Below are 23,310 nucleotides of genomic sequence, written 5' to 3'. Positions count from 1 at the left end.
GCGGAGCGGCGATCAGAAGAAGTGGCGGACGAAGACGTCCGACTTGCCGTTGGTGTCGCCGGGCACGATGTCGTCCGCCGTGGACGCGAAGACCACGTCGCGCCCGTCGGCGCCGACCGCGTCGGTCCCGGCCGAGGCGGGTCGGGTGGAGACGATCTCCTCGGTGCCCGTGCGCAGGTCGCGCAGGACGAGTGACGGTCCCGTCGCGTCCTGCGGGGCGTACAGCAGGTAGCGGCCGGTGGGATCGACGGCCACGCCCCGTACGTTCGGTACGAGCTCGGCGGTGCCCGAGCGCAGGTCGTGGACGTAGGTGTCGGTGCCGGAGAGATAGACGACCGTGTTGCCGTCCTTGCTGAGCTGGACGAGTGTCGCCGCCGCGGAGGGGCCCTCGACGGGGCCGGAGGTGGTGCCGCCGGTCCGGTCCCGTACGAAGACGTCCCGCGTCCTGCCGTCCTGGTAGGCGACATAGCGGCCGTCGCCGCTGATGGAGGGGCGGGAGGGGGCGGTGTGGGCGAGGTCGGCGACGGTCTCCTTGGCTCCCGTCTTCGCGTCCTGAACCTCGATGCGTTGGCTGGAGGACTGCTGCTTGAGGATGGCAAGGGCGATATGACGGCCGTCCGCGCTGAGCGACGGCTGGTTGCAGCTGTACGCCGAGCAGTCGGCGGAAGCCGTCCTTCCCGTACTCACCTGGTACTGGCGGATCCGCACGTTGTTCACCCACTGCACCGGATAGGCGACGTACTCCCCGTCGTCGCTGATCACCGGGGGCTGGAGGGCGGTCAGGTTCCCCATCCGCGTGGTCTGCCTTGTCTGCTGGTCGCGGATGTACACCCGGTCGCTTCCCGTCGTGCCGTCCGGGGTCAGGTTCCTCGCCGACGACGTGAAGACGATGTGGCGGCCGTCGGGTGTGATCGAGGCGCCGGCGGAGTTGTCGTCGGCCTCGGCGTCGTCGGGCGCGACGCTGATCCGCTCGACGCCGGCTGCGAGGCCGGGCACGACGCCCGCCACCGCTGCCGGCTCGGCCGAGGCGGCAGCGGGCAGCAGCGCCGTCACCGCACCGGCCGCGACCGCCGCGCGCAGGGCAACGGTCGCTCTGCGTCCGGCGCGTCCGGTGGTGCTCCGGTTCGTGTTTCTCCTCATGGTTTCCCCCTTGGAAGGACCGGTCTCTCCTCCGGCTCCCACCGGAGGAGCACGAGCATCGGGCGGGCGCGACGGGACCGCGGATCGACGCGTCACGTGACACGCTCAGTTCAGGCCTGCCCCCTGGTTCAGGCCTGCCACATCAGCCAGGGGTCGTCGCGGCAGTCCTGTTGCAGCACCGGCTCGTTCCCGCGCGAACCGGCGCGGGAACCGGCGCACTTGCCGCTGTGGACATTGACCAACTGCCAGGCCCGGAAGGCACTGCGGTAACGCAGCGTCCAATACTGGTCGGGGTACAGGCCCTGCCGGTCGCCGCACAGGTAGTGGGTGACGGCAGCGTCATTGTCGACTTTGGCCCCCTCGACGGACAGACACAGACCGCTGAACCGGTTGCGCACGGAGTAGACAGCGGGCGACCCGGCCGACTCCCGGGTGAGGTGCCACTGCTGTTCGGCGTCCTCACCGCAGCCGATCTGCACCATGCCCGCCGCGGGGGTCTGGCTCCCGGACGGGACGGACAGACACAGATGGCTGCCCGCGTTCGCCAGCCGGAACAGACCGTTCGGGGCGTCCGGCACCTCCGGCGTGGGTCCGGGAGCCGGAGCCGAGTCGCCGGGGGCGGGCGCAACCGCGGTCCCCGGGGCGGACGGCGCCACGAACCCGCCTTCCCGGGCAGGCGCCGCCGGGGCCACCGGAGGCGGTGTCTTCGTCGGGGAAGGGCTCACGGGGGAGGGGCTTTCGGGCGAAGGGGTGGCGACCGGAGTCGCGGATCGTCCCGTAGCGCCGGGGGACGGCTGGTACTGCAACCGGTACGGCTGGACGCCCCGGGAGACGGGCGCGGGCCGGGCGGCACGCTCGCGTTGAACGACCACCACGGCCGTCACCGCCGACACCGCGACCGCGAGGACGGTGAACACCGCGAGGACGGCGGTCACGGCCAGGGAGGTACGCACCGGGCTGTGACGCGGGGCGGCGACGACGAGCTGCCCGGTCGCCCCCGGCACCACCGTCGCCGGGGGCGAGGCCTCGTACGGCAGCGGCGGCAAGGCCGTGGGGGTGATGACGTGCGCCGCGGATGGGCGGTCGGTGCGCTCCAGGACAACGCCTCGCAGCGGCGGGTCGGCCGCGGCCCGGTGCTCCCGCCACAGGCACTCCACCTCGTGCCCGCAGTGAGCCAGCCCGTCGGCCGTGCGCGCCAGCGCGAGCACCAGATCGGTACCGGCCGTCACCGGCGTCGCGGACCCGGCGGGGAGGGCGGCACGGCTCGCCGCCCGCGCCCGCCCGAGGATCTGCCGGGCGCCGTCGTGGAGGAACCGTACGGCCTCCAACTGCCGCAGCGCCCGGTCCACGAGTGCGTCGGCCGCCGGTTCGGCGTGCGTGTCCGACCGCGGGGAGGGCGTGGGCGCCGACATACCGGCCGTCCGGGCCGCCTCGGGCCGCTCCTCCGGGTCCGCAGTAGCGGCCCGGAAGACGTCGTTGTTCCCGAGCAGTGCGCTCAGGAGGGCGAGGAGGCTGCGGACGAGTCCTTCGGCCTCCGCGAGATCGGCCTCGGCCCGCCGTAAGGCCTCGTCGAGTTTGAGACCGGGCGCCGCCTCGGTCTCGGCGACGAGCGCCGCCTCGTGCAGCCGGTGTGCCCGCTGGAGCAGCGTCTGCCGTCCGCGCGGGTCGCGCACCCGGTCCCGTACCACGGCGTTGAGCCGGCCGAGGGGAATGACCCGGACGCCGCTGCGGTATTCGCTCCACGTCGTCTTGCTGCCGCCGTACCGCTGAGCGAGCTCACGGACCGTCAGTTCGGCGGTGAGTTCCCCCAGAAAACCGGCCAAGGCGTCGGCTGCTCGCGTCGCGCCCTTCGGTGCCCCTTGTGGTCGTCCTCTTCTGCGCACGGTCGGTCCCCCCGAGATGCCCGCGGACAACCCCCATTGTCCGACCCCTCGACCTGAGCCGACCTGCGCGGATCGCATCGGGGCCACGCGGCCGACTCCGCTCCCCGGCAGTGTCGGGCCGTGGAACGCCACCAGGGAACACCCGTTCCCCGGTGCCGTCCAGCGCATGGCCCGCCGTTGTCTCGATTGCATCGGACAATCGGCGGGCGTGCGACCCACTCGTCACCGGCTCGGCGGCCCCGCCGGCCGGACTTCTCAGGAGGTTGGTGAACAGCGTGAGAACGCTGGTGGGACAGGTTTCCCGGATCGCCGCCGCGGTCGTGGCGGCGTCCGCGCTGACACTCGTCGGGGCGAACGCCTCGACGGCCGCGACCGGACCGACCGCGTCCGCGTCCGCGTCGACCGCCGTGGCCCGGGGGGCGACGGGCGGTGACGTCCTCGGCCGGCCCGGCGACGCGAAGACCGCCCGCGTCCAGGCCGTCTACACCCGCAGGATGAGAAGCGTCGCCACCCATCTGTGCGTCGACGACAGCAACATCGGCCTGCGCCACTTCGGCTGCCAGGACCCGTACGGCCCGTACGCCAACTTCCAGCGGTTCCGTCTCGACACGTACTGAGCGTACGGAGCGTGTGATGCCGCTCTGCTGGAGCGGCGCCCCGGCGGGCGAGAGCTGTGCGGTGCGGGTCGGGGGAGCGCATCGCACAGCTCGGCCGCGTGCTCGGCCGCGGTCAGGGAGGCGGGCTGTTCCGGCGCGTGCCGCGGTCACGGGTCGGCCACGAGGCGCGTCGGTCCGTCCGGATCCGTCTCGGGCTACGCGGGGCCGTCCGAGTCCTCGAAGAGGGTGAGCATCCGGCTGAGTACGCGTACGCAGGCGTCCACGTCGGCCACGGTGAGATCGTCCGCCGCCTCGCGGAGCAGCGTGTGCTCCCGGGCGAGGACGCCCTCGATCGTCGTGTGACCGGCGCCGGTCAGCCGGATCAACGAGGACCGGGCGTGCGCGGGATTCGGTACGGCCTCCACGAGACCGTCCGTCGCGGCGTCGTTGACCATCCGCTGTACGAACTGGCGGCTGATCGACTGTTCCCGGCCCATGTGGGGGACGGTCATCGGTCCGTGTTCGTGGAGCAGGGCGAGCACGGCGCGCACGCCCACGGACAGGCCCGGCGGGGCGTCCTGCTCGATCTGCCGCTGGACGCGCCGATAGAGCGGTCCGACCAGCGCGAAGACCGCCATGAGCCGCGGACCTGCCTCGTCGGGGGGCAGCGGGCGTTGTTCTTCCCTCACACGCCGATGATAGATGACACCTCAGTTGTCATCGCTCCCGTCTCATGACAACCTAGTTGTCATGAGTGAAGCTCTCGGTCTCGACTTCTTCGCCTCCTTGGACGGTGCCCTCGCCTACCGCGACACCGGCGGCAGCGGTGTCCCCGTCGTCCTGCTCCACGCGGGGTTCCTCGACCACACCATGTGGGACGAGCAGGTCCCGCCCCTGGCCCAGGCGTTCCGTGTCATCGCGCCCGATGCCCGTGGGCACGGCTGGTCCGCCAACGCGAACCGCCCGTTCCGCCAAACCGACGACCTCGCCGCACTGCTGCGCCACCTCGAAGCCCACCCCGCCGTCCTCGTCGGCATCTCCATGGGCGCGGCGATCGCCGTCGCCACCGCGTTGGAGCATCCCGCACTGGTCCGGGCTCTGGTCATCACCGGCGGCGGCACGGACGAAGGCGCGTTCACCGAACCCTGGTCCCGGCAAGTCCAGGCCGCGCAATTCCAGGCCCTGGCCGCCGGAGACATCGAAGGCTGGCACGAGGCGGGCGACCTCTGGGCGCACGGCCCCGAACGCGCGCGGGACGCCGTCCCTCCCCAGACCTACGCCCGCCTGCGCGAGATGCGACGGCGGACCATCAGCAAGCACAGCCCCGGCGAGCCGGACCACCGCGTCGTGGTCGCGGACCTCACCGCGCGAGCGGGTCGGATCGCCGTGCCCGTGCTCGCCCTCAACGGCGCCCAGGACGCACCCGAACTCCGGGATATGGCCGAGTACATCGCCCGAGCAGCACCCCTCGGCAGGACGGCCGTGATCGACGGCGCCGCGCACTTCCCCAACCTGGACCGTCCCGAGAGCTACACCCGCATCGTCGCCGACTTCGTCCACAGTCTGCCCTCATCGGACCCATCGGCCCAGGAGCCGGCCGGCCGCCTCTGAGGACGCCTCGGCCCGGGTGCAGGGGAAGCGGCGGAAGCCGCTCCTTCCTACCCGCGGCCCGCCGATACCGGCCAACTACCTTCGATTTGAAGGTCTTTGATTGTTTCGACAAGGCCGGGGACAAGGTACTGGTCAAGGACACCGAAGCGGACCACAAGTCGGCCGTGGGGCTGTCCCGGTACAACTACAGCCGCCCGGCCGACGGTTGCCGCAACGCGCTGGGGCACGGCAAGTGGGCGGAGTGCAACTACAACATGCGCGAAGAGGGATACCTCCAGCTGGAGAACGCCAGGTACGACGGCGACACCGGCAAGTGGTACTACCCCGACCCGCGCGTGCTCTCCATCTGGCTCCCCATCGGCTGACGGCCCGACGGTCTGAAGGAGAAGCTCCGCCCCGCCCCCCGCACCGCAACAGCGGCGTCGGCACCAACCCTGCTTCACTCGGCATCCGGGTCAGTCGTCGGAATTCCCTTCGACGGTCCGATCCTCGCCGGTGAGGCGGGCCAGGAGCGCACGGGCCTCCCGGGTGCGGGGGTGGTCGGGGTGGAGTGACTGCTCGCAGGCCGTCACGGCCCGGTGAGCGGCGTCTTCCGCCTCCTGGTGGTGGCCCAGATGATGCAGGGCGGTGGCCGTGAGGATGTCGGCGGCTCCGCTGGAGGCACGGCTCCCCGTTGGGGAAAACCGACGTGTCTCGGCCAGGGCTTCCTCGTAACGGCCCTGGCCGTTCAGACTGCCCACCAGGAGGCGGCGGAGCGCGGCTTCGCCGAGTCCGTCCGCGCGCGGCAGGTTCCCGCGGGCGATGGCCTCCGCTTCCTCGTGGCGGCCCTGCCCGTTCAGCGCCGCGGCCAGCTTGGCCAGGGTGAGCAGCTCGGTCTCCCACACCTGCGCGAGGTGCGCGATGCGGACGGCGGCCCGCAGGATGTCCCGTGCCTCGGACTCCGCTTCCTCATACCGCTCCTGCTGGACGAGGATCTCCACGTGGCTCGCCCGGACGGCCAGCACGAGCGCCCGTTGAGCCGGGTCGGCACCCGCGGCCCGCTCCATATCCGCGATCAGCGCTTCCACCTCGGGCAGCACGTCCAGCCCCCGCCCGTGAGCGACGGCCGCGGCCAGGGCGAACGCCCTGGCCAGCCGGGCCGAGAGGGCGGCGGAATCCGCGCCCGGTACGGGTGGCATCGTCGCGAGGTACCGTCCGCCCTCCTCGGCCTGCTCGAACTCTTCTGCCGCGTACAGCTCCCGGACCCGGTTCAGGACCGCGCTGTGGGCGGGTGCCAGTCTGCCCTCGGTGCGCCGGTGCCGCAGACGGCCCCACTCGGCTCGTATCCCTCTCACACCGGGTGAGGCTACGCGACGGGGGTGACACCACGACAGCAACGTCACGGTCCTCCCTCGACTCACCGGCGCCGTCCCCATGCGGGGGAGCGGAGGCGGGCTGGTCACGGCTCCGCCGTACCCGAGGGATCCGACCGCGCGAGGCCGGAGTCCTCGCCCCGCCCGGGTGCCCCGCTCGGACGCCCCGCCCGCCATCTGCGTGGAGACCGTGTGAAGAAAATGATCATGAAGGGCCGGTGGCGTTTACCCTCGCCGAATGAAACTCCTGTTCGGACGAAGAAGTCGTCTTACGCAGTTGGCGCTCGGGGCGACCGTGGCCGCCTCCGTCCTGCTGCCCGTCCAGCCCGCCCAGGCCGCCTCCGGCCTGGACCCGTTCGCCGCGAACTTCAGGCTCACGCGCGTGGACGGGGACAAGACCAGCCTCATCAACTCGGCCGAGGCCTCCGGAGTCGCCAAGGCGTCCGTCACCGACGTCCTGGGCACCCGTACGGGACGCCCCGGGCTCTGCCACGCCACCGGCCTCAACGGTGCCCTCAAGCCCGACGGTTTCTGCTGGGATGACGAGGACGACAGGTCCAACTACGCCGACAGCGCCGGTGGTTGGATGCCGCAGGGCTTCGCCGGCTCGCATGCCGCCACCCCCGACGGGCTCTACCAGGGGCGTTCCCTGACCGCCACCTCCTGGTACCACGGCACGTATGTCGAGGGCCGCACTCCGTCGACCATCGAGGACTACGCGAGGGTGTCGATCGCGGAGTCGGCCGGCGGCCAGGTCAAGTACGGGCACATCGCGCTCGTGGAACCGACCAGCGGCAACTTCAGGCCGCTCCAGTACCCCTCGCACTCCGACGGCGTCGCCTGGTACGGCAACCGGCTGTTCGTCGCCAACGGCGCGGAACTGCAGGTCTTCGACCTGACGCGTATGTGGCGCATGACCGACACCACGAGCGCTTCCACCGGTCTGGCCGCGGGCAAGACCTCCGCCCGCTACCACCTCTGGGCGATGCCGCTCGTCGCGCGTTACAGCACGGTCAGTACCGCCCAGGTCGACAAGCTCTCCTCGGCGTACGTCAACAACAGCCCCCGCGCCTGCGGCCCGGCCGTCGCGGACCAGCTGTGTCTGAGCAGCCTGAGCATCGACAGTTCCGGTGCGGCGCCCGTCCTGGTCTCGGCGGAGAACCGGGGCAGTGCGGGTGCGCGCATCGTCCGCTGGCCGCTGTCGGCCCTCGGGACCGGCCTGCCCACCACGGTCGCCTCGGAGACCACGGGCTACATCTCTCCCGTCTGGGGAATCCAGGGCACGGCCACCGACGGCAGCACGTACTACATGAGTGGTACCTGCCCCGATTACTGGCCGGGCGGCACCGGGCTCTACTCCTGCATCCACGTGGCCAAGCCGGGTGAGGCGCCGCACGTCCTCACCCAGGCACCCCAGCTGACCCAGGGCCTGTCGTGGGACCCGCACGCCAAGCGGCTCTGGGGCGCCAACGAGGCGCTGGTGGACTCCAGCGGGCCGCGCCGGGTCGTCTTCAACGTCGACCCCGAGGCGGGCAAGCCGGTCGACGGCTGGAGCTGGCTCACCAACTTCCACGTGGCGGGCTCCGTCTGCGCGACGCCCCAGGGCAACGGCACCGCCAACGGCACCCCCATCACCGTGTGGACCTGCACCGGCTCGGACAGCCAGCGGTGGAAGTACGAGAACGGCCTGATCGTCCACAAGGCGAGCGGCAAGTGCATCACGCCCGAGGCCAACGGCGCCAACACCAACGGCGCGCTGCTGACCCTGTGGACCTGCAACCCCGCGAGCGACGTCCAGAGGTTCGCCCCGGCCGCGGACGGCGTCGCCGTCAACGCCTACGGCAAGGCCATCACGCCCAAGAACAACTCCTTGGGCAACGGCGTCTGGCTGACCCTGTCGACCCTGGGCACCCCCATGCCCGAGAGCCAGGACTGGGTGGTGAAGGGCTTCTAGCCCACCGGTTTCCAACCCCACCCCCTCAGACGCGGGCCCGAGGGATGCCGGTGCATCCCTCGGGCCCGCGCGCGCAACCTCTCGGGCCGCCCACCGGGGCACTCCCCCCCATCACTCCGCTACGGGACCGGCGATGCGCTCGATCCGCGGCTGGGCGAGCTTCGCGTAATCCGCGCCGGACATGACCAGCGACCGGTCCAGGCGAGCGGCGTTGAAGTACAGGCGGGGCCGGGCGACGACCTCGGGGTCCGTGATGAGTTCGAGGTCGGGGTCGAAGCTGAAGGGCAGGACGGTGCCCGGGACGGCATGGGCCAGTCGCTCGGCCGTGGCCGCGTCACAGAAACCCACGTACCGTGCCGCGAACAGCGCGCGGACGGCCCCGAGGTCCACGCGCCGGTCACCGGGGACGACCGCGAGCACGTAACGGGTGACCCGCCGGTCGACCTTGACGATGAGAACGAGGCACTTCGCCGCCTCCGACACCGGGTGTCCGCGCAGTGCGCTGACCGTTTCGGTCGTGCCCTCCGGTGCGTGGTCCAGGACCTTGTACACGGTGGCCGTGCTGTCGAGCAGGTCGATCAGACGCTGGTAGGTGCCGTTGTCCGGCATGGTGACTCCTCTTGTCGCGTGGTGCGGTGGGCGCGTTCGATGCTCTGCCCCCAGTACGTGCCGGTGACCATGAGCGCCGCCCCGAGACCCGCGAGGGCGGTGACCTTCTCACCGCCGAGGCCGATGCCCACCGCGACGGCCCACACCGGCTCGGTGCCCAGGAGCAGACTGGCCCGGCTCGCCGAACTGTTCTGGACCGCCCAGGTCTGCGCGAGGAAGGCGAACACGCTGCAGAACAGGGCCAGATAGACAAGCTGGCCCCAAACCGCGGCATCGACGTGCGTCAGTCTCGGCAGGCCGCTGGAGGCCGGCACGGCCAACAGCACCGCGCCGAGAACCGTCTGGACGGCCGTGAGCTGCAAGGGCCGGAGGGCGCGGCCCTTCGTCAGATGCCCCACAAGCGCGACGTGCACGGCACGCACCACCGCGGCGGCGAGCATCAGCAGGTCGCCGAGGCGGGGGGCGTGGAAGCCGCTGCCGGACATGAGCAGGGTGACGGCCAGCAGACACACACCGGTGGCGGCGAAGAAGCGCGGAGGCAGGGGACCGTTGCCTGCGGTGCGGTCCAGCAGGGGGGTGAGCACGATGGTGAGGCTGATGATCAGGCCGGCGTTGGCCGCGCTGGTGTGCGCGACCCCGTAGGTCTCGAGGACCAGGACAGCCGCCTGGGTGACTCCCAAGAAGGACCCGACGCGCACCTCGTCGCGCGTGCAGCGCGGCTCCCGCCGGGCGGCGACGAGGACGAGGCAGGCCGGCCCCGAGATCGCGTACCGCGCGAACAGCACCACCAGGACGGGCAGCGCGGAGGTGGCCGTCTTCGCGGCCAGGTAGCTGGAGCCCCAGACGATGGCGACAAGGAGAAGCACTGCGTCAGTGCGGCGGGAGTGGAACACCCCCCTACGCTCCATTGCTTCCACCATGAAGCCAAGGCCGTACTTCTTAAGAGATCTTGAAGTATCCCTACACTGTGGGCGTGAACGAACGACAGTTGCAGATCTTGCGGGAGCTCGGCGAACTGGGAAGCGTCACCGCGACCGCCGAGGCGCTGCTGATGACTCCCTCCGCGGTCTCCCAGCAGCTGCGCCTGCTGCAACGCTCGATCCCCGTCCCCCTCACCGAGCGCGAGGGACGGCGGCTGGTCCTCACCGACGCCGGCACCGCCCTGGCCGCTGCGGCCATCGAGGTGGAGACCGCGCTGGCCCGGGCACGGCACACCATCGAGGAATTCGTCGACCAGCCGGACGCGGAGGTGTCCGTGGCGGCCTTCCACAGCGCGGCCTCCGCGTTCTTCCCCCTCCTGCTGCGCGGCCGGACCGGCTCCGGGCACCCACGGCTCTCGTTCGCCGACGAGGACGTCGAGCAGGAGCACTTCCCGCGACTGACCCGCCACTACGACCTCGTACTCGCCCACCGCCTCGACCAGGCGCCACCCTGGCCCGGCACGGTCACCGCTCGTACGCTGCTGCGCGAACCGCTCGACATCGCCCTGCCGGCCGACCACCCCCTGGCCGCCAAACGACGCCTCACCCCGCGCGACGTCGCCGACCAGCCCTGGATCACCGTGCACGACGGCTTCCCCCTGATGGCGACCATCGACGCCATCGCGAACGCCGCGAACCGACGGCTCGACATCGTCCACCGCATCAACGAATTCACCGTGGTCGCCGAGGCCGTGGCAGCCGGGGGCGGCCTGGCCCTGATGCCCCGCTGGACCACGCGCCCGCACCCGGCACTGGTTTTCCGGCCGCTCAGCGGCGTGCACACCCGACGCCACATCGACGTCCTCCACCGCCCCGAACGCTCCGCACGCCGAGCCGTACGCATCGTGCTCGACGAACTCGACCGGGCGGCCGCAACGATCCGGAGCCGAGACGCCGGCGCGGGTGGTACCGGTGCGGAACGGGCACTTCCAGGACAACCCTGACCGGTTCGCCCGTCCGCCACGCGGATCTCATCCCGCCTGATTCGGCGCCCAGTTGCTGTACGTTGCGAGTCATCGAGTCCAGATGGCGTGAGGGGCAGGTGGGGGACGGTGCTGGCCGAGACGCTGACTGCACTGGCCGCGGCGAGCGGCGGAGCGGTGGTCCAGGCCGCGGGAAACCGACGCGTGGCACGCGGTCCGGGAACGGGTCGCCGCACTCTTCGGCCGTGGGGACGCGGAACGCGGGCGCGCCGAACTGGAGCGGCTGGACCGCACCGCCCGGGCACTGGAGCCGGGTGCGGCCGCGGACCCGGACCGGGAGCTGCTGCGTCAGGAAGGGGCGTGGCAGGAGCGGTTCGAGGCCCTGCTGGAGTCCTTGGACGCGCGAGAGCAGGAGCGAACGGCCCAGGACCTGCGCGCCCTGCTGGCCCTCGTCGCCGGCACGGGGGACGATGTGGCCCTGGCGACGGGGAACGCCGAGGCCCGGGACGGGGGCAGCGCGGTGACAGGGATCAGGCGGGTGGACGGCGGACGGCCGGCCCGAGCGGTGAACACCGGGGACGCGCACGCGACCGGTGCGGGATCCAGTGCCGTCACCGGCATCGTGGCCGAGTAGCGACCGGAGCGGCGCGATGGCGAAGTGGCGATGGGGCAGAAGGTACGACCTGGGCAAGCGCACCCTCGCGGGCGGTACGGTCGGCGGGGACGCGCCGGAGCAGCAGGTGTCGGGCAGCGGAAACGCGATCGCCGCGAACGGCGGCATCGCCGTCACGGGCATCTACAACGATCATTCCAGCGTGGTGCTGCCACCGGAGGCCGGACCGTGGGAGCGGGACGCCGGGCCCTCCGCCTGTACAACCGGACCCTCTCCACGTGCCGGCGAGCGTTCGGCGACAACCATCCTCTGACGCGTGAGGTCCGCCAACACCTGGTGGCCCTGCGCGCCACCAGACCGTGAAGCCCACCGGGCCGCGAACCGTATACCGCTCTCCATTTCACGCGGCCCGCCGCGAGGGACCACTCACCTGGGTCCTCCCGTACCGCGGGCCACGTCACCAGGGGTCGCTTCCCAGTCCGCCCGAAGGTCGCGGGCATGGACCGTGATCGTGGCGTCGGTCAGGGCGATCTCGTGGACGCAGCCGCCGTCGTCGGCGGGCAGGATTTCGTCGAGGAGCACGGCGTCGCACCGCATCCAGTCGATGCCGTGGTCGTAGGAGACGGAGAAACGGACGACGCCCTCGTAGGCGATACGAAGGCCCGTCTCGTGTTTCCACTGGTTGGGCGCGAATACGAGGGTGAGTGTGCCGCTCTTGTCCGTCGCGATCCGGATCTCGGAGAGCTCCAGGTCCTTCACGCAGCACGCGGCGTCGCGCCGGTAGTGCTCGGCGTCGGAGGCGAACGCGCGGGCACCGGGCGGCAGCGCCTCAGCGAACTCCGGGAGCGCGGCCAGGTATGCCCGCGCGTCCGTGAAGAACCCCTGGAGCTCGTCGTCCCAGGCGGTCTTGATGTATTTCATGTTCCCCTTGCTGCCCGATCCCGATAGGGGGTGTTGCCCCCGCTGGTCGCGAACGTCAGTAGTACTCCTCACGCTCGCGGTCCCGGCCCGTCGGTCCCGAGGACCGCGCCGAGACAGCTTGCCGACTCGTGGGCAACGACGAGTTGATCGCCGGGCTGATCAGCAAGGGGGAGAGGCCGCTGGTGCCGCAAGGCCTCCAGGAGCCGCACGATGCGCACGAGCGAACGGCAGGTTGCACTCGAAGAGCGTGCGAAGCGACTGATGCCGCTCCCCGTGATCGGCCGGCCGGAACGCTGTGTCATGCTGTCCGGCCACGGCGACCCTGATCGCCATCGCTGCACACCAGGAAGAGTATCCATGCGCATCCCATGGCGCCGACGCCCCATAGGGCGCTCCCGGCGATTCCTCGACATCGCGGGTCTCAAGCCTGGGTCGGTGGACAGCACGGACGATCTGGAGGTATGCCGACAGGTCGCCTTTCGCGCAGCCGAGCGGGACCTCGGTGTGACCACCGAGATTCTGGCGTTCGTCGAGGAACTGCTGGAGGACGAGGCGGAGTACGAGTTCGCCGTCGCGTTCCTGGAAAACCTCCAGAACGTCGCCTCCCACGGACTCGACACGTTTCGGTCGCTCGACGAGATACGTCCGCTGCTCGGGCCCCGGAGCCTGGTCTGCTGGGACACCGTGGCCACTTTCTGGGACGCCGTCGCCGACTGGCGGCTTCGCAGCGGCGTGCCGCTGGAGTCTTCCGCCCAGATCCTCAGCGTTCAGAACGAACACCTTCGGATGCTCCTGTGGACCGCGAACAGAACCCTCGCCAGCGGCGGGAAACTGGGGATTGCCGACGCTGTGCGCTACGAGAAGGCCGTGGGGTCGCCCATGCCCGGGTACAGCCACATCGATGTAGCACTCCGCATCGCGGGCCAGAGCCCACTCTGACCCGTCGGCCCGCCCGCACGTCAGCCCACGGCAGCAACCCCGAAGCGCGGCGCTGCCGTCGGCTGAGAGTCGGGTCAGGAAAGTGTGTCCAGCACCGGCGCGCCATAGGCCGCGGCCATGGGGGAGTTGCCCGTGGTGACGAAGTCGCGGATGCCCGTCAGGTAGGTGTCGCGGTTGATCAGTCCGTCCTGGTCGGTATCCAGAGCGTCGAATGCCGCGTCGACGTCGGTCTCCGCGTTGCCCGCCGTGGTGCGCAGGCGGGCGAACTCGGCACGGTTCAGTTGTCCGTCGGCATCGGTGTCGGCGATGTCGAACAGCGACCCCAGAGCCCGTCGACAGGAGCGCTCGAAGGTCTCGTGGCCGACCCAGCCGCGGTATTCCTCGAAGGTGACGCGTCCGTCGTGGTCGGCGTCCATGTCCTCGAAGACCGCCTCATGGGCCGCCCGGGACTCGGTGACGACCGGGTGGAGCGCGTCGCGGCCCATGGCGGAGGCCACGCGGTCGACCCGTGCGAGGTATTCGGCGCGGGTGATGACGCCGTCGCCGTCCACGTCCAGCATGGCGAAGATGCGGTGTTGCGGTGAGTCAGACACGTACGGCCTCCAGGTGCCCCAATGACGCTCCGGGCAGCCGACCGACCGCCCTGCCGTTACTCTCCCTTCGGCCGCGCGTCCTATGACGGTGGTGGGGCTGTATGGGGAGTGAGGTTTCGTTTCTGCTTGGGCCGTGTGGGTGAGTGGGCGAGTCGGCGAGTTGTACGGCAGGCAGCGGTATGGGGGTTAGGACCTCCCTGGCTCCGCCGGTCCCACCTGTCCCGCCGCCCAGGGCCTGCTCACCAGTCTGCGCGCGAGCGCCCGCCCATGGCGTCCCCGGCCCGCGGTGGGCCCACGGTGCTCCCTCCCGTGGGCCCTGACTTACGCCCTAATCCCCGCCGCCGTCTCCACCGCCGCTGTCCCCGCCGCCTCCATCGCCGCCACCGCCCCCGTCCCCGCCGTCTCCGCCGTCGGAGCCCCAGCCGTCCGAGCCGCCCGGTTCGTTGTCGTCGCCGCCACTGCCCAGGTTGCTGAACCAGGGGCGGTCCCAGGCGTCATCGCTTGCGACCGGTTCGCCGGCCCTGGCGGGCTGGCGCTGAAGCCGGAAACGGGCCGTCCCCGTCGTGTCGCCCACACCGAAGGCGACCGCGAAGACCTGGGCCATCACGGCGTCCAGCGGGTCCGGGCTCTCGTAGCGCACGGGCGCCAGGGGCAGCAGCACCGTGCCGGGATCGAGGTCGGGACGGCGCGGAGGACGCTCGATCAGGGCGACGCGACGCTCGTCGCGCAGCACCCAGGAGCTCGCGTGGTTCGCGCGTCGCAACTCCCAGACTCCCTGGGGCAGCCGCGCCTGTACGTAGCTCTTGGACTTGCGCAGCCTCTTCCTCAGGACAAGGGCGGCCGGTACGTCCCCGACGGTCATCCGCAGCCCCTGCGCCTGGTCGCCGATGCTGCTCAGGAAACCGTGCGGCGCCCGTATCCGTACGGGAGGAGCGCCCGGCCCCCACACATCGACGCGTACCAGTCGGCGGTCCACTGCCACGGCCACCGGGCCGGCGGGTCCGTGGGCGTACCGCCGGGCGATCCACAACGGCACACCCTCCGCCCGCGCCCGCTCGACGAGGGCGTGCAGCTGCGCGGGACCGCCGCAGTGCCGTACCGCCAACTCTCCCAAGCGGTGAGCGAATTCGGCTGCCTGACGTACTTTCACCGGCGTGGTGGTGCCGGTGACGCGCGTGACCGGGATGATGCCGCCGTCGGCGGCCAACCGGTCCAGCGGACGTTCCGTGCCGCCGCCGCCGAGCCACTGGCCGCGCTGGAACGCCTCGGCCATGGCCGGCAGGTTCAGCTCGCTCAGCGGCGTGACCCTGCCGCCCCGACGCAGTTCCTCCTCCGTCAGCTCGACGGTCCGCGCCAGCGGATTCCACGACCGTTCCGTGTAGAGCGCCTGGCTCATGCCATCTCCCCCGTGTCCGTGCAGTACAGCGACCGAGCCTATCGATCTTCAGGACGCGCTCGGACAGCGACCGGTTTCCGGGGGCGCCCCCCTCAGTGCCTGGCCACATAGTCGTCGAGCGTCTCCAAAGCGCCCCAGGCGCGGTCGAACATCGCTGCGAAGTGCGACAGGAACACCGGCCCTTCGACACTGAATCCCGTGAGCTGCTGACGGCCGGCGCCGGAGAAGGTGAGGAAGGAGACGGAGTCGTCCAGCAGAGCGGTGTTGTGCCAGGCGTAGGAGCTGTTCCAGGGCATCACCCGGGCCTCGTAGGCGTACACGTCCCTGGTCTCTGCCTGATGCCGGTGCAGCCAGGCCAGATACGCGGGCGGCGGTGTGCCGTTGCGCTCCGGAACTCCGATGATGCGCCGCACACTCGTGGACTCGTCGGCGTGTTCCCTGGCCCACTGCAACACCGCCTCGTAGTAGGCGGTCACCTCCGAGGAGACCCAGTGGTCCGGAGGATGCAGCCGTACGTACGTGAGGCGGATCTCATGGCGGGCAGCGCGAACGCGGTCGGTCGCGGCCCGGTACAGGGCGGGAGCGTCCGCGTAACAGACCATGGTGGCCTCGTACGTCCGCAGCGGGGCGTCCCCGGGCCCGGAAGGGTGCTTCAGGTCGTCCTGCTCGGTCCGGACGGCTCGCCAGAACTCGCTCCACCACCCCCAGTCCCCGCCCAGAGCGGTGACCAGCCGACGGGTGAGGGTCTCACTGGGCAGGCGTTTGCCGTGGAGCGCCTCGGAGACCGTCGCCAGGCTGCACTGTGCTCGCGCGGCGATCGTCTTGAGCTGAGGGTCGCCCGCGCTGATGCGTAAGCGCCGCAACTCGGCGGCGAACCGCTGTACGGGTGGCAGCGACCCGCGTGCGTGGTCCTCCACGTCGCCTCCGCCCCCCGGCACCGCCCCGGATGACCGCGATACTCGCACCCGGCACACCTCCGGCGGGGAACTTCGCCGAAATCCACTGAAGAAGACCGAACTTCTGCTCCCTTTCCCGGTCTCTCGGAGCTCGTGGGATTCCGTGGACGGTCGGCACCACGGCCGGTGGAATGGGGGATGTCCGGTTCACCAGCCTCAGGAAGGTGAGATACCCATGTCCATCGACTTCGCGGGGTCGCTCCGCCGCCATTACTCGTCGTTTCTGGCCGTCCTGGTGACGGGCGTCGTCCTGATCATTGCCTGGGGCGGCACATCGCCCTCCACGGCCGTCGGCCTGAACTGCGTGCTCGGTGTCGCGGGCCTGGTCAGCGCGTACGCCCTCGCACCGGCGGCGGGAGCGGTCGCCCAGCCCTGACGGGAGGGTCCGTTACGCCCGACACGACGGGGAGGCCCACGGGGCTCGTGCCTCCCGGCAGCCACGTGCGTCAGTCAGAAGGCGTAGCGCACCCGCAGCCAGGGTGTGCGCGTCTCGATCATGCGGGTCAGGGTCTCCACGGCCTCATGTTTGACCCCGGTGCGGTAGCGGACGTTCCACGCGCCGTTCTCGGACTGCTTGGGCTGCTGGAGGTCCCCCCGCCACAGCACCTCCTCGGCCCGGGGGTGCCAGCCGAGGTTGACCTCGTGGAGGTCCTGGTTGTGGGTGAGCATGATGATCTCCGCCGCGCTCTGGTCCTTGACCCGGCGCGGCAGTACGTCGTCCATCATGCGCAGCAGATCGTCCCAGTCCTCTCGCCACCCTGGCCGGAGCACCACCGGGGACAGGTTGAAGTGCACCTCATAGCCGGCGTCCAGGAAGTCCGCGGCGGCCTCGAGGCGATCGGGGACGGGGCTGGTCCGGATGTCGAGGAGGCGGGAGTCCTTGGGCGGCATGAGGGAGAAGCGGATCCGCGTGCGGCCCTGGGGATCGAGTCGCAGGAGGTCCGGGTTGACCAGCTTGGTCGCGAAGGAGGCCTTGGCGGTGGGCCAGCGGCGGAAGGCGTGGACGAGGTCGGCCGTGTTGTCGCTGATCAGGTCGTCCACCGAGCAGTCGCCGTTCTCTCCGACGTCGTAGACCCAGGCCTGCTCGTCGCACTGGTTGGGTTCCGTCTTGGGGCCGGCGGCCGTGATGTGGCGGCGCAGGGCGCCGAGGACGCGGTCGACGTTGGTGAACACGGTGATGGGGTTGGCGAAGCCCTTGCGGCGCGGGACGTAGCAGTACGCGCAGGCCATGGCGCATCCGTTGGACAGGCCAGGAGCGATCCAGTCGGCGGAGCGGCCGTTCGGCCGGACGGTCAGGGAGGTGCGCTCGCCCAGGACCAGCGTCTCCCGCTTGATCCGTACCCAGCGCTCCACGTTTCCCTCGTTGCCGTGCAGGTGGGGGATGCGCCAGTGGGAGTCCGTCTCGATGAGCCGGGCGTCCGGGAAACGGGCGATGATCTGGCGGCCGCGCCAGGACGCGGCCGCGCCGGGCTCCGCGTGGATCTCCGTCACGCGCAGGAGCCGGCGTGCCTCCGGTCCGTCGCGGAACGGCCGCGCCTGCTCCGTTTCCGACGGCGCGGCCGCGGCCATGAGCTCCTCCATGCCGAACAGGCCTTCGGCCTCATCACCCGGCTCCTGGGAGCGCCGTCGCATCTCCACTCCGTTCCGCTTCCTGGTGCCCTGCTCCTCGCGCCCTGCCCGTCCTGTGCGAAAGCCCCGGTCGGCGAGGCGGCGATGGTGGCGATAGCAGCAAGGGCGAGGATGGCAGCGCCGACAGGGAGGCTTCGCGTCTTTCGGCCTAGTTTAGGTGGTTTCCTTCTCGTCATCCCGTGTCGGGTGTGTGCGCCTGTCTTTCGCTGCCCGGCGGCCCCGGATGCGCCCCGCCACGTTCGCCCCCAGGGTGGAGAGCGGTTCCCCAGCAACGCCGGACCGGCCGGGAAAGGAGTGGGCGATGGCGAAGAAGAGGAAGAAGCCCCCGGGGCAGCAGGAGCTTTCCCGGGGCGACGAGGTCGTCTGGCGCAGTCACGGCAGCGAAACCGAAGGCACGGTGGAGCGGAAGCTCACCGAACGCGCCCACGCCGCCGGGCGTACGGTCGCCGCCTCGCCGGACGACCCGCAGTACGAGGTGCGCAGCGAGAAGTCGGGGCGGACGGCCGTGCACAAGCCCGGCGCGCTGAAGAAGAAGCGGTGACGCACGTCCGAGTGCGGCATGCGGCGGGCCCCGACCCGGGAGAGTGGGTCGGGGCCCGCGTACCAGGCGTGCGTGCCGCGTCAGTGGCGGAACGCGTCCTTGGCGGACTCCTTGGCCTGGCGGGCGTCGCCCTTGGCCTGGTCGGCGCGGCCTTCCGCAGTCATGCGCTCATTGCCCGTGGCACGGCCGACGGTCTCCTTGACCTTGCCCTTGGCCTGCTCGGTGTGGGCCTTGGTCTTCTCCTCGCCCGACATGCGGACCTCCTCGTCGTAGAACCGGATGGTCGTATTCGCCCTGCTGCTCGCATCGGCGGTCCGTAAACCCCATGCCGAAACCCCGTGCCGTGTCGATGTCGGTCACGAGGTGGGTTTCCGTACGCGGGCCAGGAGGGTGAGTGCCTCGCCGAGGCCGCGCGGGCGCAGCAGGCCGTGCGTGGCCGCGCGGTGGCCCCAGCCGGGGCCCGCGAGCAGGACGGCGGGGCCGCGCCGCGCTCCTCGCATGCCCCAGTGCGTGTCGGCGATGTGCTGGGCGAGGGGGAGGCTGGCGGTCGAGCGGGTCTGGGACCACAGCACCACCGCCTCCGGACCGGTACGGCGCACCGCGGCCGTCAGTGCCTCGGTGGGTACGGCGCCGCCGAGGATGCGGACCGCGGCTCCGCGTACGCGCAGCGCCGCCTCCAGCGCCTCCAGCGGCAGGGTGTGCTGCTCGTCGGGGAGGCAGGCGAGCAGGGTGGGAGGGGCCTCGCGCGGCGGCCGGGGACAGGGCAGCAGGAGCGGGACGCTGCGCAGGGTGGTGGAGATGAGCCACGACAGCATGTGCTCGACCTCCACGTAACGGTCGCCGCCGGACTCCCACTTACGGCCCACCGCGTACAGGGTGGGCATCATCATCTCCTCCCACGCCGTCACCACGCCGTGCTCCTGGAGGAACGCGTTGAGGCTTGCCTGTACGGCGGGTGCGTCGAGGCGGACGGACGCGCGGGCCAGGCCGCGCGTCTCGGGGCGAATCGTGCCGAGCGGCAGCGGACTGCCACGCGTCGGCGCGGGCAGCGGAACGGGTGTGGGCCACGGCTCCGAGGCGCCCTCGGGATGCGGCGGCACGGCGTCGGGGGTGTCGTTCGCGGCCGCGGGCCGGCCGGTGTCCGGTGCGGGGGCCGCGGCGTCGGGCCGGGAGGCGGCCTTGGCGGCGCGGGCCGCCTCGGCGGGAGGTATTCCCCGGGCCGTCAGACGGCACATCTCCTCGACCAGGGCGATGTCCCGCGTCTTCCAGCGGCGGTGGCGGCCGCCCTCGTGCTGCGCGGGCCCGAGCCCGTAACGGCGTCCCCAGGACCGGATGGTCATCGGTGAGACGCCGAGCCGCTGGGCGAGTACGCCGGTGGTGATGCCGATGTCTTCGGAACGAGCCGTCCCGAGCGTGTGGTCGGTGCTCACCCGCGCACTATACGACGCACATCCGATGCGAGTTGAGGTCGTCGGCAGGGCTTTGCAGGCTGGGGGAGCGGCGACCGCAACCGGCGGAAGCCGTACCACCGGTCCGCCCGTCGCCCGCCATCTGCGGCGCGCCCCGGTCGCGTTGGAGTGGCCTGACCGAGGAGGAGCACCGATCATGACCGCATCGTGGGCCGCATGTCCCGGGACCGCCGACGGCGGTACGCCCGGGCCACCGTCGGAGGTTCCGGCCCAGGGGGTGCTCGGTGACGAGGAGTTGGCCGAGGGGTTCGCCCGCGGCGAAGAAGCGTGCCTCGTCGCCGCGCATCAGCGCTGGAGCGCCATGGTCTACAGGTTGGCGCAGCGGGCGCTGGACGACGCGCGCGAGGCGGAGGACGTCACGCAGTCCGTTTTCCTGGCCGCCTGGCGCGGCCGCTCCACGTATGCGCCCGCGCGGGGCGTCCTGGCCGGCTGGCTCGTCGGGATCACCCGGCGCAAGATCGCGGACACGCTGTCCGCCCGGACGCGCCGCGCCGAACTGGTCAGTGCGGCCGGGGCCGTACTCGCGCAGCACGAGCACGATCCGGGGGCGCGGCCCGAAGCCGTGCTCGACCGGGTGCTGGTCCGGCAGGAGCTGGCGAAACTTCCCGCGACGCAGCGCCGCGTCCTCGGGCTCGCCTACTACGACGACCTCACGCACACCCAGATCGCCCAGGTGACGGGGTGGCCGCTCGGTACGGTCAAGAGCCACGCCCGCCGCGGCCTGCGCACGCTCGCCCGCTGTCTGCGGGAGAGCGGTGCCCCGGCCTGACAGCTCACCGATGCGCGATCGATGCGGCGGCGGTCGACTCGCCGAGGCGGATGTCGCCCGGACTCCACGAAGCCGGTGCCCGGCTAGTGTCCGCCCGCTGGACCCCATGAAGCCGGATCCCGGCTAGCGTCCGCCTCCGCCCCTCCGCCCAGCGCTCGCAGCAGCGGCCCACGTCCTCGGTCGGGGACGGTCCACAGGGGCTCCCCGCGTACGTTCCACTGGGTCAGGAGCGCGTTGGCGGCGAGGAATCCGGTGGTCGCCGCCCGCTCCATCAGTGCCACGGGCAGGTCCACCCGCACCAGGTCCCCGGCCACCACCAGACGCGGATCGGAGGTGTGCACCGGTGGGCGGTCGGGATGTCCGCCGACCGGGAACAGGGGACAGTCGGCGCGCCACTCGTGGCGGACGTCGACGATCTCGGCGGCGCGGGTCTCCGGATACACCAGGTGCAGTTGGTCGAGCAGGCGCTTCTGTTCCACGTCCTGGGCCCGGTCCGGTTCCAGCGCGTACGCGTGGAGTTCCACGACGGATCCGCCGGTGCGCGCCGCCCACCGGGCCGCCTCGCCGTCCCAGCGGTCCAGCACGCTGACGTTGTCGAGGTTCGCGTACCCGCTGGTGCCCAGGAAGCCCGGCCGGTCGCGGGCTACGGGCCGGTCCAGCCACAGCCGGGTGACCAGGAAGGGCGGGGCGTTGCGCAGCCGGGCGACGCGCTCGCGCCACGCCGGGTCGCCCAGCCGGTCGCAGCGGCCCACCAGCGAGCGCAGTCCGCCGGTGTCCAGGGCCAGGACGACGGCGTCGTGGAGCTGCTGGTCCCCGGCGCCCGTGGTCACCTCGTAACCGCCGCCGGGCAGCGGGTCGATGTGTTCCACGGGGCTGGTGGTGCGGACATCGGCGCCGTGCCGCTCCAGGTGGGCGGCGAGGGGGTCCCAGAGGGCCTGGGTGAAGGGCGCGTCGGGCACGTCGAAGAGCAGGCCCTCCGAGGAGCCCAGGAAGTAGATGTGGAACATCAGCGCCATCTCGGCCGCCGACAAATGGCGCGGGTCGGCGAAGAAGCTGCGGGAGAACACCTCGAACGCCAGATGGCGGGCGCTGGGCGGGAAGCGGATGTCCGCCAGGAAGTCGTGCGCGCTGGTGCGGTCGAGGCGCAGGTAGATGTCGGGGACGCGGACGTCGAGGAGCGGCAGGGCCGCGGCCGGGTTCATCCGACGCAGGTCGCGCAGGCCGAAGGAGGGGCTGAGCGCGGCGAATCCCAGGGCGCTCCAGGGGGGTGTGCGCGGCACGCGGCGGAAGCTGTCCCGCATCCCGTCCCGGTGCCGCAGCGGGTAGTCCGGCAGCGGGGTGAGCCGGGCGAGGGAGGGGTCGGCGCGCCGCAGCAGGCTCCGCAGGTTGTAGTACTGGCGGAAGAAGGCGTGGAAACCGCGGCTCATGGTGGCCCGTGTCCCGTCCCTCAGCCGGGTGGGCCAGGCACCGACCCGGCCGCCGAGGTAGGGCTCCCGCTCGTACAACGTCACGGCCACGCCCCGCTCGGCCAGCGCAGTCGCGGCGGCCAGGCCCGCGATACCGCCCCCCACCACCGCGGTGCTCGGCCGGTCGCCCTGGATACGCGCGGCTCCGGCCAGCGGCGGGAGCGCGCGGGCCCGGCGGTCCCGGCCGGGGCGGGGGGCCGTATGGCGGCGCGGGCGGGTCATCGCGCTCCCTGGGCGGGAGCCTCGGCGCGGCGGGCGACGAAGGTGTGGGTGATGCCGGTCTGCCAGCCGGGCAGGGGCAGCACGCGCACCGGGTCGAACCCGGCGGTGCGCAGGCGGGCGGCGAAGCGGTCCGCGGTGTCGAAGTCGGTGACGCTGCGCCACAGATGGCGGTAGAGGTCGCCGTCTCCGAGCGCGCCGGCCAGGGGCTGGACGAGGCCGCGGCACACCAGCGTCCACACCGCCCGGTCCGTGCGGCGGCCGCTGAGGGTGTACTCGTGCACGCCGAGGCGGCCGGACGGGGCGAGCAGGCGGTGCACGGCGTCGAGGACCGGGCCGGGGTCGGAGAGGTTGCGGAAGAGGTAGGCGGCGAACACGGCGTCGAACGGGCCCTGGACACCGGCCTCGGCGAGGCGCTCGGCCGGTGCGTGGACGAAGGTGACATGGGAGGGCCAGGGTTTGGCGGCGGCCCGCTGGAGCATGCCGGCGGAGGCGTCCACGGCCGTGATGGCCGCGTCCGGCAGGACGGTGTGCAGAGCGGCGGTGGAGGCACCGGTGCCGCAGCCGAGGTCCAGGACGCGCAGGCCCGCGCCGCTGCCGGTGAAGCCCAGGCGCCGCACCGAACGGCGCAGGTGGGAGTGGTAGCCGGGGTTGATGGCCACCAGAGCGTCGTAGCTGCGGGCGGCGTGGTCGAACGCCAGGGCCAGGTCCTGGTCGCGCAGCAAGGTCATGCGGTCTCCCGTGAGCGGTG

General features: G+C 71.8%; 26 protein-coding genes. 11 read left to right on the top strand and 15 right to left on the bottom strand.

The genetic code is table 11. The features are described from left to right. Positions 1 to 12: 12 nt before the first annotated feature. Entirely contained in the window at positions 13 to 1,140 is a 1,128-nt protein-coding gene (locus ABZ404_RS19090) for a hypothetical protein (protein WP_358837696.1), read from the bottom strand. 128 nt (positions 1,141 to 1,268) lie between these two features. Further along, positions 1,269 to 2,963: an RICIN domain-containing protein gene (locus ABZ404_RS19085; protein ID WP_358990578.1), complete on the bottom strand. Its 1,695-nt coding sequence runs from the start codon at positions 2,961 to 2,963 to the stop codon at positions 1,269 to 1,271. Positions 2,964 to 3,289: 326 nt separating this feature from the next. Here ABZ404_RS19085 and ABZ404_RS19080 point away from each other — a divergent pair, with 326 nt between their 5' ends. Further along, positions 3,290 to 3,640 (top strand): hypothetical protein, encoded by a 351-nt coding sequence (locus tag ABZ404_RS19080; protein ID WP_358990575.1) that lies wholly within the window; start codon positions 3,290 to 3,292, stop codon positions 3,638 to 3,640. Between the two features lie 194 nt (positions 3,641 to 3,834). On the opposite strand, the gene ABZ404_RS19075 is transcribed toward ABZ404_RS19080, so the two are convergent. Next, complete coding sequence (locus ABZ404_RS19075; RefSeq protein WP_358837347.1) at positions 3,835 to 4,257, bottom strand: MarR family transcriptional regulator; 423 nt, start codon at positions 4,255 to 4,257, stop codon at positions 3,835 to 3,837. Positions 4,258 to 4,369: 112 nt separating this feature from the next. Here ABZ404_RS19075 and ABZ404_RS19070 point away from each other — a divergent pair, with 112 nt between their 5' ends. Both ABZ404_RS19070 and ABZ404_RS19065 read left to right on the top strand, forming a co-directional pair. Beyond that, positions 4,370 to 5,230, top strand: a complete 861-nt coding sequence (locus tag ABZ404_RS19070; RefSeq protein ID WP_358837343.1) for an alpha/beta hydrolase — start codon at positions 4,370 to 4,372, stop codon at positions 5,228 to 5,230. Positions 5,231 to 5,316: 86 nt separating this feature from the next. Beyond that, the gene (locus tag ABZ404_RS19065) at positions 5,317 to 5,595 is read left to right on the top strand and encodes a hypothetical protein (protein WP_358837344.1); all 279 of its coding nucleotides are present in this window, start codon (positions 5,317 to 5,319) and stop codon (positions 5,593 to 5,595) included. Between the two features lie 90 nt (positions 5,596 to 5,685). On the opposite strand, the gene ABZ404_RS19060 is transcribed toward ABZ404_RS19065, so the two are convergent. Further along, a complete protein-coding gene (locus ABZ404_RS19060; protein WP_358837345.1) occupies positions 5,686 to 6,564 on the bottom strand; it encodes a hypothetical protein in 879 nt (292 codons plus the stop codon). Positions 6,565 to 6,820: 256 nt separating this feature from the next. Here ABZ404_RS19060 and ABZ404_RS19055 point away from each other — a divergent pair, with 256 nt between their 5' ends. Further along, a complete protein-coding gene (locus ABZ404_RS19055) occupies positions 6,821 to 8,536 on the top strand; it encodes a ricin-type beta-trefoil lectin domain protein (RefSeq protein WP_358837346.1) in 1,716 nt (571 codons plus the stop codon). A gap of 111 nt (positions 8,537 to 8,647) precedes the next feature. Here the strand turns inward: ABZ404_RS19055 and ABZ404_RS19050 are convergent, their stop codons facing one another. Further along, the gene (locus ABZ404_RS19050) at positions 8,648 to 9,145 is read right to left on the bottom strand and encodes a YbaK/EbsC family protein (RefSeq protein ID WP_358835461.1); all 498 of its coding nucleotides are present in this window, start codon (positions 9,143 to 9,145) and stop codon (positions 8,648 to 8,650) included. Beyond that, a complete protein-coding gene (locus ABZ404_RS19045) occupies positions 9,115 to 10,053 on the bottom strand; it encodes a DMT family transporter (RefSeq protein ID WP_358835460.1) in 939 nt (312 codons plus the stop codon). The genes ABZ404_RS19050 and ABZ404_RS19045 overlap by 31 nt, the downstream gene beginning before the upstream one ends. Positions 10,054 to 10,118: 65 nt before the next feature. Between ABZ404_RS19045 and ABZ404_RS19040 the strand changes: the two genes are divergently transcribed. The 3 genes from ABZ404_RS19040 (at position 10,119) to ABZ404_RS19030 (ending at position 11,974) form a co-directional block, all read left to right on the top strand. Next, complete coding sequence (locus ABZ404_RS19040) at positions 10,119 to 11,069, top strand: LysR substrate-binding domain-containing protein (RefSeq protein WP_358835459.1); 951 nt, start codon at positions 10,119 to 10,121, stop codon at positions 11,067 to 11,069. A gap of 373 nt (positions 11,070 to 11,442) precedes the next feature. Then, a complete protein-coding gene (locus tag ABZ404_RS19035; RefSeq protein WP_358835458.1) occupies positions 11,443 to 11,682 on the top strand; it encodes a hypothetical protein in 240 nt (79 codons plus the stop codon). Positions 11,683 to 11,698: 16 nt separating this feature from the next. Further along, positions 11,699 to 11,974 carry a hypothetical protein gene (locus ABZ404_RS19030; protein WP_358835457.1) on the top strand — a complete coding sequence of 92 codons (276 nt, stop codon included), beginning with the start codon at positions 11,699 to 11,701 and terminating at the stop codon, positions 11,972 to 11,974. A 113-nt stretch (positions 11,975 to 12,087) separates the two neighbouring features. On the opposite strand, the gene ABZ404_RS19025 is transcribed toward ABZ404_RS19030, so the two are convergent. Next, entirely contained in the window at positions 12,088 to 12,582 is a 495-nt protein-coding gene (locus ABZ404_RS19025) for a hypothetical protein (RefSeq protein ID WP_358835456.1), read from the bottom strand. Between the two features lie 210 nt (positions 12,583 to 12,792). On the opposite strand from ABZ404_RS19025, the gene ABZ404_RS19020 reads away from it, so the two are divergent. Beyond that, entirely contained in the window at positions 12,793 to 13,521 is a 729-nt protein-coding gene (locus ABZ404_RS19020; protein WP_358835455.1) for a hypothetical protein, read from the top strand. A 74-nt stretch (positions 13,522 to 13,595) separates the two neighbouring features. Here the strand turns inward: ABZ404_RS19020 and ABZ404_RS19015 are convergent, their stop codons facing one another. The 3 genes from ABZ404_RS19015 to ABZ404_RS19005 all read right to left on the bottom strand — a co-directional run bounded on the left by ABZ404_RS19015 (position 13,596) and on the right by ABZ404_RS19005 (position 16,427). Beyond that, a complete protein-coding gene (locus ABZ404_RS19015; protein ID WP_358835454.1) occupies positions 13,596 to 14,114 on the bottom strand; it encodes an EF-hand domain-containing protein in 519 nt (172 codons plus the stop codon). Between the two features lie 328 nt (positions 14,115 to 14,442). After that, positions 14,443 to 15,510, bottom strand: a complete 1,068-nt coding sequence (locus tag ABZ404_RS19010) for a hypothetical protein (RefSeq protein WP_358835453.1) — start codon at positions 15,508 to 15,510, stop codon at positions 14,443 to 14,445. Positions 15,511 to 15,602: 92 nt separating this feature from the next. Further along, positions 15,603 to 16,427: a helix-turn-helix transcriptional regulator gene (locus ABZ404_RS19005; protein ID WP_358835452.1), complete on the bottom strand. Its 825-nt coding sequence runs from the start codon at positions 16,425 to 16,427 to the stop codon at positions 15,603 to 15,605. 214 nt (positions 16,428 to 16,641) lie between these two features. Between ABZ404_RS19005 and ABZ404_RS19000 the strand changes: the two genes are divergently transcribed. Continuing rightward, positions 16,642 to 16,842, top strand: a complete 201-nt coding sequence (locus ABZ404_RS19000) for a hypothetical protein (protein ID WP_358835451.1) — start codon at positions 16,642 to 16,644, stop codon at positions 16,840 to 16,842. A gap of 74 nt (positions 16,843 to 16,916) precedes the next feature. Here the strand turns inward: ABZ404_RS19000 and ABZ404_RS18995 are convergent, their stop codons facing one another. After that, positions 16,917 to 18,098, bottom strand: coding sequence for a spore photoproduct lyase family protein (locus tag ABZ404_RS18995; protein ID WP_358835450.1), 1,182 nt, complete (start codon positions 18,096 to 18,098; stop codon positions 16,917 to 16,919). A 298-nt stretch (positions 18,099 to 18,396) separates the two neighbouring features. On the opposite strand from ABZ404_RS18995, the gene ABZ404_RS18990 reads away from it, so the two are divergent. Continuing rightward, positions 18,397 to 18,636: a DUF2945 domain-containing protein gene (locus ABZ404_RS18990; protein WP_358835449.1), complete on the top strand. Its 240-nt coding sequence runs from the start codon at positions 18,397 to 18,399 to the stop codon at positions 18,634 to 18,636. A gap of 80 nt (positions 18,637 to 18,716) precedes the next feature. Here the strand turns inward: ABZ404_RS18990 and ABZ404_RS18985 are convergent, their stop codons facing one another. Continuing rightward, positions 18,717 to 18,890 carry a CsbD family protein gene (locus tag ABZ404_RS18985; RefSeq protein ID WP_358835448.1) on the bottom strand — a complete coding sequence of 58 codons (174 nt, stop codon included), beginning with the start codon at positions 18,888 to 18,890 and terminating at the stop codon, positions 18,717 to 18,719. A gap of 102 nt (positions 18,891 to 18,992) precedes the next feature. Next, on the bottom strand, positions 18,993 to 20,066 hold the full coding sequence (locus ABZ404_RS18980; protein ID WP_358835447.1) for a MerR family transcriptional regulator: 1,074 nt from the start codon (positions 20,064 to 20,066) through the stop codon (positions 18,993 to 18,995). A 175-nt stretch (positions 20,067 to 20,241) separates the two neighbouring features. On the opposite strand from ABZ404_RS18980, the gene ABZ404_RS18975 reads away from it, so the two are divergent. Further along, the gene (locus ABZ404_RS18975) at positions 20,242 to 20,874 is read left to right on the top strand and encodes a sigma-70 family RNA polymerase sigma factor (protein WP_358835446.1); all 633 of its coding nucleotides are present in this window, start codon (positions 20,242 to 20,244) and stop codon (positions 20,872 to 20,874) included. Positions 20,875 to 20,957: 83 nt separating this feature from the next. Here the strand turns inward: ABZ404_RS18975 and ABZ404_RS18970 are convergent, their stop codons facing one another. Beyond that, the gene (locus ABZ404_RS18970) at positions 20,958 to 22,562 is read right to left on the bottom strand and encodes an NAD(P)/FAD-dependent oxidoreductase (RefSeq protein WP_358835445.1); all 1,605 of its coding nucleotides are present in this window, start codon (positions 22,560 to 22,562) and stop codon (positions 20,958 to 20,960) included. Beyond that, complete coding sequence (locus tag ABZ404_RS18965; protein WP_358835444.1) at positions 22,559 to 23,290, bottom strand: class I SAM-dependent methyltransferase; 732 nt, start codon at positions 23,288 to 23,290, stop codon at positions 22,559 to 22,561. The genes ABZ404_RS18970 and ABZ404_RS18965 overlap by 4 nt, the downstream gene beginning before the upstream one ends. Between the last annotated feature and the right edge of the window lie 20 nt (positions 23,291 to 23,310).

Source organism: Streptomyces sp. NPDC005878, assembly GCF_040629815.1.
In the GTDB taxonomy this organism is placed as follows: Bacteria; Actinomycetota; Actinomycetes; order Streptomycetales; family Streptomycetaceae; genus Streptomyces.
Note: the sequence above shows the minus strand (reverse complement) of the source record. Positions and strands in the feature narration are given on the sequence as shown.